Source organism: Sphingopyxis sp., assembly GCF_050725655.1.
GTDB lineage: Bacteria > Pseudomonadota > Alphaproteobacteria > Sphingomonadales > Sphingomonadaceae > Sphingopyxis.
This window is the reverse complement of sequence record NZ_JBOHHT010000119.1, coordinates 20333-32366: the sequence shown is the minus strand read 5'-3', so window position 1 is coordinate 32366 and position 12034 is coordinate 20333. Positions and strand designations below refer to the sequence as shown.

The window sequence follows — 12034 nt, the reverse complement described above, 5'->3', positions numbered from 1 at the left end:
ATCCGCCAAACTGAAACGGATGGAGCGAGAAGTTGACGCGCCGGAACGAAGCGTCAGACGCGCAAAACCGCAGCGCCCCAGGTGAAGCCGCCGCCCATCGCCTCGAGCACGACCAGGTCGCCGCGCTTGATGCGCCCGTCGCGCACCGCGAGATCGAGCGCGAGCGGCACCGACGCCGCCGACGTATTGGCGTGCCGGTCGACGGTCAGCACGACGCGTTCGGGCGGCAAACCCAGCTTTTTCGCGGTTGCGTCGATGATCCGCTTGTTCGCCTGATGCGGCACGACCCAGTCGATCAACTCGGGCGACAGGCCGACGTCGGCCATCACCTCGGTCAGCACCGAGGCGAGGTTGGTGACGGCATGGCGGAAAACTTCGCGGCCCTGCATACGGACATGGCCGACCGTCCCGGTCGTCGACGGGCCGCCGTCGACATAGAGCATGCCTGCGTATTTTCCCTCGGCATGCAATCGCGTCGCGAGGATGCCTTGGTCGTCATCGACATCCTTGGCCGACAGCACCACCGCCCCTGCCCCGTCGCCGAAGAGGACGCAGGTCGTGCGATCTTCCCAGTCGAGGATGCGGCTGAAGGTTTCCGAACCGATCACCAGCGCATGCCTGGCGGCGCCCGTGCGGAGCATCGAGTCGGCGACCGACACGGCATAAAGGAAGCCCGAACAGACCGCCGCGACGTCGAAGGCGATGCAATCGGGAATGTCGAGCAGCGCCTGCACCTTGGTGGCGCTGGCCGGGAACGTATTGTCGGGGGTCGCGGTGGCAACGATGATCAGGCCGATGTCGGCGGGCTCGAGCCCCGCAGTGGCCAGCGCCTGCCTGGCCGCATCGGCGCCGAGCGTTGCCGTCGTCTCGTCGGGTTCGGCGATATGGCGGAAGCGGATGCCCGTGCGTTCGACGATCCATTCGTCGCTGGTGTCGACACGTGTCGCGAGTTCGGCGTTCGAGACTCGCGTACGCGGCAAGGCCGAGCCGGTGCCGGCCAATATGGCGCGGAGCGTCATGCTGCGGCGCCGCTACGGAAATTCGCGAGATCCTCGGTCACCTGACGCGTGATGTCCTTTTCGATCAGCTCGGCGCAGAGGTGGACGCAGTTCGCGACCCCCTTCGCATCGGCGCTGCCATGACTTTTGAGCACCACGCCGTTGAGGCCAAGGAACACCGCGCCGTTATGGTTGTTGGGATCGAGATGATGCTTGAGCAGCTCGGTCGCAGGGCGCGAGATCAGGAAGCCGATCTTCGAGCGCGTCGAGCTGGTGAAGGCGCGGCGCAGCAGGTCGGTGACGAAACGCGCCGTCCCCTCGATCGTCTTCAGCGCGATATTGCCCGAAAAACCGTCGTGGACGATCACGTCGACATTGCCGCGCGACAATTTGTCGCCCTCGATAAAGCCGGTGAATTCCATCGGCAGGCCGTGCGCCTCGCGCAGCCGTGCCGCGGCATCGCGAATCTCGTCGGTGCCCTTCAGTTCCTCGGTGCCGATGTTCAGCAGCGCGACGCGCGGGCGCTCGAGTCCCATGGCGGTGCGCGCATAGGCGGCGCCCATGACGGCGAACTGAATCAGATTGTTGGCGTCGCAATCGGTGTTCGCGCCAAGATCGAGCATGACGACGTCATTGTCGCCGAGCGTCGGCAGCAGCGCCGCGAGCGCCGGCCGGTCGATGCCCGGCATCGTGCGCAGCGCCAGCTTCGCCATCGCCATCAGCGCGCCGGTGTTGCCCGCCGACACGGCGCCGCCGGCATCGCCGCGTTTTACGGCGTCGATCGCGAGCCCCATCGAGGTGCTTTTCGCCTTGCGCAGCGCCTGGCTCGGCTTGTCCGAACCCGACACCACGCCATCGGTGTGGATGATATCCGACGCCGCGCGCAGATTCGGGTGATTTTCAAGCGCCGCCTTGATCTGCACCTCGTCGCCGACGAGGATGAAGCGGAGGCCGTCGTGCTTGTGGCGCGCCATCGCGGCGCCGGCGAGCATCATGCGCACGCCGACGTCACCGCCCATCGCATCGATTGCGATTCGCGGTGTCAGTGCCATTTAATGCCCTCCGGCTTGATTTTTACGCGCCGACCGACACCACTTCACGGCCATTATAATGGCCGCAGGCGTTGCAAAGATTGTGCGGGCGCTTCAGCTCGCCGCAGTTGGGGCATTCCTGAAAGGCTTCGACCTTCAGGCTGTCGTGGCTGCGACGCATGCCGCGCTTCGAGGGCGAGGTTTTTCGCTTGGGAACGGCCATGATATTTCCTGCATTCTTAAATAGTGTGTCACGAATCGGCTACCCGGATTTGTCACCGCCGTCGCCGGAAATGACTGGCCCGCCCGCCACGCCGAAGCCTGCTCCCGCCGATATTCGACAGGGAAAAACTTCCGCCGGAGGGTGCCTCAACGCCATATGGTGTCGGGTGCCGGATCGGGCGGGGCTATAGCGTTTTTGCCCGCAAAGGCAAGCCCATTGCGTCCATCCCCGTGCAGACTTGCCGCCCCGGTCAGGGGATGCCACACCCTGCCCGCTGCCGGCAAGCGAAACGCGCCGGCCAATAAGGGGGAAACCAGATGATTATCTTGCCGATCAGCCTGACGATTGCCGCGGGGGCGGCGCTGCTCAACCTGTGGCTTTCGGTGCGCGTCGGCCGCGTCCGTACGAAGGAAAAGGTCTTCATCGGCGACGGCGGCAACGAGCCCCTGACGCGGCGGATGCGCGCGCACAGCAATTTCGTCGAAAACACGGCCTTTGTGCTGATCCTGCTCGCATTGGTCGAGCTGGGCCTCGGATCGTCGATCTGGCTGTGGGGCGTCGGCGCGCTTTACCTTGTCGGCCGCATCCTTCACGCGCTCGGGATGGACGGGATGACGTGGGGCCGCATGGCGGGCACGATCATCACCATGGTGACGCAACTCGGCCTCGCGCTCGGCGCGCTCGCGATCGTCTATCTCACGCCGACGAGCATCACCACGACCGAGATCGTGGAAACCGAAGTCGCAGCGCCGCGGTGATCTTCTGCCCTCTCGCTTGCGGGAGGGGACATTACGCCTCCAGCGCAGCGTCGCTCACGAACGGATTGGTGCGCCGTTCGTGCGCGAAATTGCTGTGCGCGCCGTGTCCGGGCAGAAAGGTCGTGTCGCCCCCGAGCGGCCACAGTTTTTGCGTGATCGAATCGAGCAATTGCTGGTGATTGCCGCGCGGAAAGTCAGTGCGGCCGATCGATCCCTGGAAGATCACGTCGCCGACGATCGCGAGCTTCGACGGCGCGTGGTGGAAAACGACATGGCCCGGCGTGTGGCCCGGGCAATGGATGACGTCGATCGCGAGATTGCCGACGGTCACCGTGTCGCCATCGACCAGCCAGCGATCGGGCTCGAAAGATTCGCCGACCATACCGAAGCGCGCACCGTCCTCGGCAAAGGCGTCGATCCAGAAACGATCGTCCTCGTGCGGCCCCTCGATCGGCACGCCGAGTTCCTTCGCGAGCATCCCCGCCTGCCCGCAATGATCCATATGACCATGGGTGACGAGGATCTTCTCGACCTCGACCCCGGTCTGCTTGACCGCTTCCTTAAGCTTGTCGAGATCGCCGCCGGGATCGACGAAGGCCGCCTTGTTGGTCTTGGTGCACCACAAAAGGGTGCAATTCTGCTGGAAAGCGGTGACGGGCACGATCGCGGCGCGAAGCGGAGGAGTGGGAGCGTTCATGCGCCTTCATGTGGGGAAATGCGCGCAGGTTGGCAAGCCACGGCTCCAAAGCCCGTTGCTCTTCGTCTGCCCGCCCGCCTGCACAAAATGCGTGCTTGAATCCCTTTCTGGCTATCGCCAGACTGAACGGGGTCATAAGGGGGGAGTGAATGGCGGACTCTATCTTTGCAATTCTGCTGCAGTACGGGCTGCCGACGTTGGCGATAGCCTGTTTCGGGTTGCTGCTCGGAACATTCGCCTGGCGAAATGCCCGCCCCCTTCCGCGGACGATATTCGTCGCGCTGAGCGCTTACGCTATCAATGTCGTACGGTCGGCGCTTGGTTTCACCGTTGCGAATTTCGGGTGGGTAGGCGAAGCGATTTATTCCGTGCCCGGAGCGTTGATCTTCGGCCTTCTATATTATTGGCATCTCAAGAAGAACTGGGTCGACGACGAACCTTCTCCGAGCGTCTATCGTTAGACAATCCGCGCCTCAGCGCAATGCCATCGTGTCGCCTTCGACGTTCACCGCCGCGAGTTTCGAGAGGAAGCTCTGCCCGAGCAGCGATACGCCCATATCGGCGTCGATGACCGCCGCCTGCACGCCGCGCACCTCGATCCCCTCGACCTCGACACTGTCGAGCATGACCATCCGCATCGGCACGACGCCGCCCGCGGTGTTCGCGCTACCGCCGACCGGAAGATCGTCGACGTTGATCCCGATCGCCTCGGCATCGCTGCGGGTCAGCGCGACAATCGACGCGCCGCTGTCGACGAGCATGCGAATGTTCCGCCCGTCGATCTCGGTATCGGCATAGAAATGCGAATCGCTTGCGCGAGCGAGCAACACCTCGCTCGGCCGGCCCGAACCGCCCCGGGCTTCGGCCGCGGCCAAAGACCGGTCCTTGCGAACTTTATGCGTCGTCCAATTGTCGTGATTGCCCGAAATGACGTTCGACGTTTCGACGGCGTCAGTGGACGGAGACCGGCTGGCGATTCCCGCCAAGCCGACCGAAACCGCCGCGATCACCGCAGCCAGCCCGAGAAAGCGCCCCAACATGAGGCGCCTTTTCGCAAAAGAGGGTTGGAGATTGGTTAAGCGGGTTCGCGCTGCTCGATGAACGCGCGCCAAGTCGGCGTCTCGCCGCGAATGCTGTACGCGATCCGTGCGCAGGCATAAGGGCGCCCCGGCAGATTGTCGGCCTCGACCGCGGTTGCCGGCCATGGCACTGAGCCATTTCCGCCCGCCGACCAGCACACCAGCGCCTCGGCCTCTTGGCCATTCTCGATCGCGGCGCGTTCTTCGGCGCCGAGCGATGCGGGCGCGTTCCAGCCGAGGATCCCGCGGTGGGTCGATCCTTGCGAAAAGAGCGCGCGCAGGAACGGGCTGTTCCGGTCGCCCAGCAGATTCTTGACGCGCTCGCGATCTGCGGCGGACAGCCATTGCCCGCCGAGCAGCGGTGCCCACTGCGCCTCATCGCGCGAGCGCAGCGCCGTCGCCAGCTTGTCCGCCGCCGCCGCGAAACGCGGCGTCCATGCGGAGTCTGCTGCCAGCGGCGCGAGTTGGGAAGGGGGCTGCGCCGCCTCGGGTTCGGTCGGCAACAACGACGTCGGCGCCGCAACTGCGGGAGCCGACAAGGCGAAGGCGGCGACGAGCGCCGACGAAATCAGCAAAGCGCGCATGCCCGGCAGTCTAGCAGCAAAGGCTGCATCTGTCATGAACCGACCGCGAGGCTCTCGCGCATCCACGCGGGTACGTCGGCCGCTTCGATATTCTCGGTCCTGCGATGTTCGACCGACCAGCCGAGGTCGGGATAGGCGATAACCTGCCGCTTTTCGTCGGCCCCCGCGATCGGGACAACGACCAGCCGCCGGTTAACCTTTTGCCGCCAGTTCATCCGCGCGGTGTTTTCCTGTCCGACATAGCAGCCCTTGGTGAAGCTGACGCCATTCAGATCGATGGCGTTGCATTCCAGCCACAAGGTCGTGCCGTCACCCAGTTCGGCGCGCCCCTCGGTGACGCCGAGCGCGAGGCGGTGAGCGCGCCAGGCAGCGTCGGCGCCCGCGCCTTCACCGGCGGGGGCCAGCCAGCGCTGGCCGAGTTCGGGAAGGCGCGGATCGACGACACCCAGATCGCCCTGCCGCGCCCAGTGGACCGCCAGATCGGGTTCGACCGCGATCGTGATCGCACGGCGCAGCCGATAGAGCGTCAGGCGCTTCGCCAGCGCCTCGGTCGCCTCCCGCTCGCAATCAATCAGCACGTCGCCTTCGTCGCCCCAGATCAGGAAATCGAACAGCGCCTTGCCCTGCGCGGTGAGCAGCGCCGCCCACACCGGCAGATTGCCCGATGTGTCGTTGGTCACCAGCCCCTGAAGGAAGCCGTGGACATCCTCGCCCGACAGACGGATGAGGGCGCGGTCGTTGAGGGTTGTGTTGGCCATGCGTCGACAATAGGGAGCGCGGACGTGAACTTAAAGCCCCTCCCCTGAAGCGGAGGGGGGAGAAGATTATGACCGACCGCCTGACGATCCGCCGCGCCGACGACTGGCATGTTCATCTGCGCGATGGCGCGATGCTGGACCATGTCGCGCAATATACCGCGCGGCAGTTCGCGCGCGCGATCATCATGCCGAACCTGTCGCCGCCCGTGACAACCGCCGAGGAAGGCGCGGCGTATCGCGACCGGATCAACGCCGCGGTTCCGGCCGGGCTCGACTTCACCCCGCTGATCGTCGCCTATCTGACCGATCACAGCGACGCTGACGAGATGGCGCGCGGCCATGCCGAGGGCATCTTCACCGCGGCAAAGCTTTACCCCGCCCACGCCACCACCGGCAGCGCGCATGGCGTCACTGACATCGCGAAGATCATGCCCGTGCTCGAGCGGATGGCCGAAATCGGCATGCCGCTGCTCATCCACGGCGAGGTCACCGATCATGATGTCGACATTTTCGACCGCGAGGCGGTGTTCATCGAACGCACGCTGAAGGGGCTCGTCCGCGACCTGCCGAGCCTGAAAATCGTGTTCGAACATATCACCACGTCCGAAGCGGTCGATTTCGTCCAAGCCGCCCCGGCCAATGTCGCCGCGACGATCACGCCGCAGCATCTTCACATCAACCGCAACGCGATGCTCGTCGGCGGCATCCGGCCGCACGCTTATTGCCTGCCCGTCGCCAAGCGCGAGCAGCACCGGCTCGCCGTCCGCGCCGCGGCGGTATCGGGCTCGCCGAAATTCTTCCTCGGCACCGACAGCGCGCCGCATGCGGTGCATACGAAGGAAGCCGCGTGCGGCTGCGCCGGCATCTTCAACGCCCCCTATGCGCTCGAATCCTATATCCAGGCGTTCGACGAGGAAGGCGCGCTGGACAAGTTCGAAGGCTTCGCCAGCGAGCATGGCCCGAATTTCTATGGCCTGCCGCTCAACACCGGGACGGTGACGCTCGAACGCGGCGAGACCGTCATTCCTGACAAGATCGGCGAGGTCGTTCCGTTCCATGCCGGCGAAACGCTCGGCTGGCGGCTCACCGCCTAAGCCGCCGGCATCATCCGGTCGGCGCGCATCTTGCGCCACATGTCGAGGCTGAACACCGCGATGCTGACCCAGATCAAGATGAAGCAGACGAGCTGTGCGGGCTTCAGCGGTTCATGGAAGACGAAGAGGCTGAGCAGGAAGGCGATGCTGGGCGCGAGATACTGGACGAAACCCAGCGCCGCATAGCTCATCCGCCGCGCCGCGGTCGCGAACAGCAGGAGCGGCACTGCCGTGACAACCCCGCCAGCGGCGAGCAGCCAGCTGATCCCCGCTTCCGACCCGAAGCCGCGACCGTCGCCGAGCCAGATATAATAAGCGGCGCCCGCCAGCGAGAGCGGCAGCAGCAAGGTCGTCTCGATCGCGAGGCCCGGGAGCGATCCGACCGGCACGATTTTACGGATCAGGCCATAGGTGCCGAAGCTGAACGCCAGCGTCAGGCTGATCCACAGCGTGTCGAGCGCGCCCGCGAGCAGGATCGCGACACCGATCCCGGCGATGACGACCGCGAGCGCCTGGAGCCGCGAGAGACGTTCGCCGAGGAAGATCATCCCCAGCATCACATTGACGAGCGGATTGAGATAATAGCCGAGGCTCGCCGCGAGCACATGGTCAGTGAAGATCGAATAGATATAGACGAGCCAATTGAGCGCGATCAGGACCGAACTGATGAGCAACAGCCGCAGCACGCGCCAATCGCAGAGCGCCGCGAGATATTCGCCGATCTGGCGGCGGAACGCCATGATCAGGAAGCAAAGCGGCAGCGACCAGACGATGCGCTGCGCCAGCACCTCGGCCGGCGGCACGCTCGACAGCAATTTGAAGAAGAGCGGGACGAAACCCCAGATCAGATAGGCGCTGATCGCGAACGGCAAGCCGCCCTGATTGCTCCCCGCGGGGGCCGCTGGCTGGTTCATGATCGGTCAGCCCGGCTGGATCAGATGATGCCGCCGCCGAGCATCAGGCGGATCACGCCGATGACGATGACGACGATGTTGAGGTTGCGCCCGCTCGTCTTGTCCGACATCGCGCCGAGCGCGAGCCCGACGACGGCGAAAGGCACGATCACCCAGTTCGCCCAGCCGAGCAGCGGAATGAAGGCAAAAACGGCCAGAACCAAGGCGATAGCGCCGATGACGAGCGATCCGATATTGAGCATGGCCGGATTGTCGCATGCCGCCGCCGATGCGGCAAGAGCTTATCGGTTCGTCGATGGAAACACTCGACTCGTCTTGTTGCCTTGGGTTCATGCAACGGCTTTGCAGCCCGGTTCGTTTTCCCCATCGAAGCGCCCGGTCTTGTGCAAGCGGGATGAGGTGCCGAACCAGGAAAGGACTTTTTATGCGTAATTTCACCAAGGGCCTGATGGGCACTTTTGCTGCCGCCAGCGTCGCCCTGACCGCGCCTGCCTATGCAGGTATCGCGGCTCCGGCGAAGGCCGATGGGTTCCACCAGCTCGACCAGTCTTCAAATTTCTACCGCAAGAAGGACCGCCGCTATTATGCCCGCGACGAGCGCGTCAATAACAATACCCGTGTGTGGCGCGACAATGACGGCCGTTATCGCTGCAAGAAGGATAATGGCACGACCGGCCTGCTGATCGGCGGCGCTGTCGGCGGTCTCGCCGGCCACGAGATCGCAGGTGGCGGCGACAAGCTGCTCGGCACCGTACTCGGCGCAGCCGGTGGAGCCCTGCTCGGCCGCGAGATCGACAAGTCGAAATATCGCTGCCGCTAAAGGATAGCTAACCGTCTCGAGTATGGGTTCGAGACCCCTCCAGCCCGTACACGCTGATGGCGAGGGCGCCGGTTTAACGACCGGCGCCCTCAAGCGTATCTGCTTGCCGAAATCGTCCTCTTGCCGCAGAAGCGGCGGCCATCCGCTGCGGGAGAGAGAGAATGTTGAATGGCCCCCTTCTCGTCACCGAGCGGCTAATCCTGCGTCCGCCCGCGACCGAGGACTTCGACGGCTTCGCCGAAATGTGCACCGAAGAAGAGACGATGCGCTTCATCGGCGGCACGTGCCCGCGCTCGGCCGCGTGGCGCACGTGGTGCACGCTCGCCGGCGCCTGGCACATCCGCGGCTTTTCGATGTTCTCGGTGATCGAGCGCGCGACCGGCGAATGGGTCGGACGGCTCGGCCCATGGGAGCCCGACGGCTGGCCCGCACCCGAGATCGGTTACGGCGTGCGCGCCAAATTCGCCGGCAAGGGCTATGCGCTCGAAGGCAGCGTCGCGGCGTGCGATTTCGCGGTCGAATTCCTGAAATGGCCCGAGCTGATGCACAGCATCGACCCAGCGAACACGCGCTCGCAGGCGCTGGCGCAACGGCTCGGCGCGACGAACAGCGGTCCGACCCGCCTCCCCGCGCCGTTCGAGGACGCGCCGGTCGATGCATGGACGCAGAGCGCCGACGCATGGCGGGTGAAGCGCAAGGAATTCCTGCCCGGAGTGTGAGCGAAAGCGCAAAAGCGTCTCGCTCCGAGACAGTTTTCGACGAACAAAGCCTCGCCCGTTAACGCATTTTATTTGGGCCTTTTTGACCAGAATAGGGCATTCCCGGCAATGGATTAAGGGAGTGTTAGCGATGATGGTGCGCGGAAAATGGCTGGTTACCGGCTTGCTGATGGCGGCGGCGCCGCTCGCCGGCTGCCGGGATAACCCCAATGCCAAGGCCGATCTCGCTCCCCTCGACGACGGGCTGACCAACGCCGACCCGGCGATCAAGGGCTCGCTCGAAGACAAGATCATGGTCGACCCCAAGCTCGCCGGCCAGTCGAACAAGAACGCGGTGGGTCCGGGCAACAGGCCCGTCGACGGCGGCGTGCCCGGCGTCGCGGGCGGCAAGGCCGCGACCGCCGCCGAGGCCGCAGCGGCGCAGGCAGCAGGTAAATTGCTCACCGCGCCGAAAGCATTGCCGTTCGAGGCCGGATGCGACGGCTGCGAAGCCAAGCAGCGCCCCGTCACCATCGGCGCGCTCGCGCGCGACCAGCAAAAGGGTGGCTGCGACGCCAAGCTGACGTACAGCAACGCCTGGGCCGATCGCCTGCCCGCCGCGTTCAAAGTCTATCCGCGCGCGACGCTGCGCGAAGCCGCGGGCATCGCCGGCGGCAAGTGCAACATCCGCGTCGTCAATTTCCAGACCGCGGCGTCGATGCAGGCGGTGCTCGATTATTATCACACGATGGCGATCCGCGCCGGCTACACCAGCGACCACCGCGTCAACGGCAACGAGCATATGCTCGGCGGCACGAAGGGCGATCTCGCCTATGTCCTGATGATGCGCCGCGACGGCGCGATGACCGACGTCGACATGGTAGCCTCCGGGGGGAAGTAGATTGATCCTCCCTGTGCCGGAGGCATGGGGAGGTGGCAGCGCGAAGCGCTGACGGAGGGGCGATGACGCTACGTCGCGGCCCCTCCACCATTCGCTTCGCGAACGGTCCCCCTCCCCATCGCTTCGCGACAGGGAGGATATAGAAAAAGGCCCCGGGGAGAGGGATACCCCGGGGCCTTTTTCATTGCTTGCGTGACGCGCAAGTGGTCAGATCTTGTCGCCGAGCGCGCCCTGAACCTTGCCCTTCAGATTCTGGGCTTCGCCCTTGCGCTCCTGCGCTTCGCCTTCAGCGCGAAGACGTTCGTTATCGGTCGCCTTGCCGACCGCCTGCTTCGCATTGCCGGCAGCTTCGTTGGCGATGCCTTTCGCCTTTTCAGTGAATTCACCCACGGGGTTTCTCCTTGGCTTTACAGAGGCGGGAGGGGCTCGCCTCTTGCGGGAGAAACGGGTGACGCAGCGTGACGTTGCGGCGCGCGGGATAAGGCGTTGCAAAGGAAAGACGATGCGGGGTCAGCTTTGGGGTGGGAAGCGGACGTAAGAGTGGGTGCGCGGGTATCCCCTCCCGCAAGCGGGAGGGGTAGCGAGGCTTGCCAGCTTGCTGGCTAGCCGCAGCGGGGTGGGCCATCGCAACGTCGCTGCCCACCCCCGACCCCTCCCGCCAGCGGGAGGGGAGAAGAACGGCAACTATCGGTCACGAACGGACGTTCAGATCAATCCCGCCAGCGGGCTCGACGGATCGGCGTAACGACGAACGCCCATGCGCCCCGCGAGATAAGAATCGCGTCCCGCCTCGACCGCGAGCTTCATCGCGCGCGCCATGCGGATCGGGTCCTTGGCCTCCGCAATCGCGGTGTTCATCAGCACGCCGTCGCAGCCGAGCTCCATCGCCACCGCGGCGTCGCTCGCCGTGCCGACGCCCGCGTCGACAAGCACGGGGACCGAAGCCCCCTCGACGATCAGGCGGATCGTGACGCGGTTCTGGATACCGAGGCCCGAGCCGATCGGCGCGCCCAAGGGCATGATCGCGACCGCGCCCGCATCCTCGAGCTGCTTCGCGGCGATCGGATCGTCGACGCAATAAACCATCGGCAGGAAGCCCTCTTTCGCGAGCACCTCGGTCGCCTCGAGCGTCTCGCGCATGTTCGGATAGAGCGTCTTCGCTTCGCCGAGCACCTCGAGCTTCACCAGATCCCAGCCGCCCGCCTCGCGCGCCAGCCGCAGCGTGCGGATCGCGTCGTCGGCGTTAAAGCAGCCCGCGGTGTTCGGCAGGTAGGTGATCTTCTTGGGATCGATATAGTCGGTGAGCATCGGCGCGGCCGGGTCCGACACGTTGACGCGGCGCACCGCGACGGTGACGATTTCCGCCCCCGACGCTTCGACTGCGGCGGCGTTCTGCTCAAAATCCTTATATTTGCCGGTGCCGACAATCAGCCGCGACGTGAACGTCCGTCCGGCCACACTCCACTGATCCGCTGACAC

General features: G+C 65.0%; 17 protein-coding genes. 6 read left to right on the top strand and 11 right to left on the bottom strand.

Features of this window, described 5'->3' with window-relative positions:
- Positions 1 to 53: 53 nt before the first annotated feature.
- Genes ACREBX_RS18850 through rpmF form a run of 3 tightly spaced genes read right to left on the bottom strand, consistent with a single transcriptional unit; the run spans position 54 to position 2252 of the window.
- A complete protein-coding gene (locus tag ACREBX_RS18850; protein ID WP_431563270.1) occupies positions 54 to 1019 on the bottom strand; it encodes a beta-ketoacyl-ACP synthase III in 966 nt (321 codons plus the stop codon).
- On the bottom strand, positions 1016 to 2050 hold the full coding sequence (gene plsX, locus ACREBX_RS18845; protein ID WP_431563269.1) for a phosphate acyltransferase PlsX: 1035 nt from the start codon (positions 2048 to 2050) through the stop codon (positions 1016 to 1018). Before plsX ends, ACREBX_RS18850 begins: the two co-directional genes overlap by 4 nt.
- A 22-nt stretch (positions 2051 to 2072) precedes the next feature.
- Positions 2073 to 2252, bottom strand: coding sequence for a 50S ribosomal protein L32 (rpmF, locus tag ACREBX_RS18840; RefSeq protein WP_011541714.1), 180 nt, complete (start codon positions 2250 to 2252; stop codon positions 2073 to 2075).
- 317 nt (positions 2253 to 2569) lie between these two features.
- Between rpmF and ACREBX_RS18835 the strand changes: the two genes are divergently transcribed.
- Positions 2570 to 3010: an MAPEG family protein gene (locus ACREBX_RS18835; RefSeq protein WP_431563268.1), complete on the top strand. Its 441-nt coding sequence runs from the start codon at positions 2570 to 2572 to the stop codon at positions 3008 to 3010.
- A gap of 31 nt (positions 3011 to 3041) precedes the next feature.
- Here ACREBX_RS18835 and ACREBX_RS18830 read toward each other — a convergent pair whose 3' ends face one another.
- Positions 3042 to 3707 (bottom strand): MBL fold metallo-hydrolase, encoded by a 666-nt coding sequence (locus tag ACREBX_RS18830; RefSeq protein ID WP_431563267.1) that lies wholly within the window; start codon positions 3705 to 3707, stop codon positions 3042 to 3044.
- A gap of 149 nt (positions 3708 to 3856) precedes the next feature.
- Here ACREBX_RS18830 and ACREBX_RS18825 point away from each other — a divergent pair, with 149 nt between their 5' ends.
- Positions 3857 to 4168 carry a hypothetical protein gene (locus tag ACREBX_RS18825; protein ID WP_431563266.1) on the top strand — a complete coding sequence of 104 codons (312 nt, stop codon included), beginning with the start codon at positions 3857 to 3859 and terminating at the stop codon, positions 4166 to 4168.
- Positions 4169 to 4180: 12 nt separating this feature from the next.
- Here the strand turns inward: ACREBX_RS18825 and ACREBX_RS18820 are convergent, their stop codons facing one another.
- From ACREBX_RS18820 to ACREBX_RS18810, 3 genes are read right to left on the bottom strand one after another with little or no spacing between them, the layout of a single operon-like run.
- On the bottom strand, positions 4181 to 4747 hold the full coding sequence (locus tag ACREBX_RS18820) for a retropepsin-like aspartic protease family protein (RefSeq protein ID WP_431563265.1): 567 nt from the start codon (positions 4745 to 4747) through the stop codon (positions 4181 to 4183).
- A gap of 35 nt (positions 4748 to 4782) precedes the next feature.
- Positions 4783 to 5370, bottom strand: a complete 588-nt coding sequence (locus ACREBX_RS18815) for a hypothetical protein (RefSeq protein ID WP_431563264.1) — start codon at positions 5368 to 5370, stop codon at positions 4783 to 4785.
- A gap of 32 nt (positions 5371 to 5402) precedes the next feature.
- Entirely contained in the window at positions 5403 to 6128 is a 726-nt protein-coding gene (locus tag ACREBX_RS18810; RefSeq protein WP_431563263.1) for a YgfZ/GcvT domain-containing protein, read from the bottom strand.
- 68 nt (positions 6129 to 6196) lie between these two features.
- Here ACREBX_RS18810 and pyrC point away from each other — a divergent pair, with 68 nt between their 5' ends.
- The gene (gene pyrC, locus ACREBX_RS18805) at positions 6197 to 7222 is read left to right on the top strand and encodes a dihydroorotase (protein WP_431563262.1); all 1026 of its coding nucleotides are present in this window, start codon (positions 6197 to 6199) and stop codon (positions 7220 to 7222) included.
- Here the strand turns inward: pyrC and rarD are convergent.
- Together rarD and ACREBX_RS18795 are read right to left on the bottom strand one after the other, a co-directional pair.
- A complete protein-coding gene (gene rarD, locus ACREBX_RS18800) occupies positions 7219 to 8136 on the bottom strand; it encodes an EamA family transporter RarD (RefSeq protein WP_431563261.1) in 918 nt (305 codons plus the stop codon). The two genes, pyrC and rarD, sit on opposite strands and share 4 nt — an antisense overlap.
- A gap of 20 nt (positions 8137 to 8156) precedes the next feature.
- The gene (locus tag ACREBX_RS18795; RefSeq protein ID WP_039572978.1) at positions 8157 to 8378 is read right to left on the bottom strand and encodes a membrane protein; all 222 of its coding nucleotides are present in this window, start codon (positions 8376 to 8378) and stop codon (positions 8157 to 8159) included.
- 182 nt (positions 8379 to 8560) lie between these two features.
- Here ACREBX_RS18795 and ACREBX_RS18790 point away from each other — a divergent pair, with 182 nt between their 5' ends.
- The 3 genes from ACREBX_RS18790 (at position 8561) to ACREBX_RS18780 (ending at position 10555) form a co-directional block, all read left to right on the top strand.
- On the top strand, positions 8561 to 8956 hold the full coding sequence (locus ACREBX_RS18790) for a glycine zipper 2TM domain-containing protein (RefSeq protein ID WP_431563260.1): 396 nt from the start codon (positions 8561 to 8563) through the stop codon (positions 8954 to 8956).
- Between the two features lie 161 nt (positions 8957 to 9117).
- Positions 9118 to 9675 (top strand): GNAT family N-acetyltransferase, encoded by a 558-nt coding sequence (locus ACREBX_RS18785; RefSeq protein WP_431563259.1) that lies wholly within the window; start codon positions 9118 to 9120, stop codon positions 9673 to 9675.
- Positions 9676 to 9805: 130 nt separating this feature from the next.
- Positions 9806 to 10555 (top strand): hypothetical protein, encoded by a 750-nt coding sequence (locus ACREBX_RS18780; protein ID WP_431563258.1) that lies wholly within the window; start codon positions 9806 to 9808, stop codon positions 10553 to 10555.
- Positions 10556 to 10762: 207 nt separating this feature from the next.
- On the opposite strand, the gene ACREBX_RS18775 is transcribed toward ACREBX_RS18780, so the two are convergent.
- Positions 10763 to 10945 (bottom strand): CsbD family protein, encoded by a 183-nt coding sequence (locus ACREBX_RS18775; protein ID WP_431563257.1) that lies wholly within the window; start codon positions 10943 to 10945, stop codon positions 10763 to 10765.
- Between the two features lie 315 nt (positions 10946 to 11260).
- Positions 11261 to 12034: a bifunctional sulfur carrier protein/thiazole synthase protein gene (locus ACREBX_RS18770; RefSeq protein ID WP_431563256.1), complete on the bottom strand. Its 774-nt coding sequence runs from the start codon at positions 12032 to 12034 to the stop codon at positions 11261 to 11263.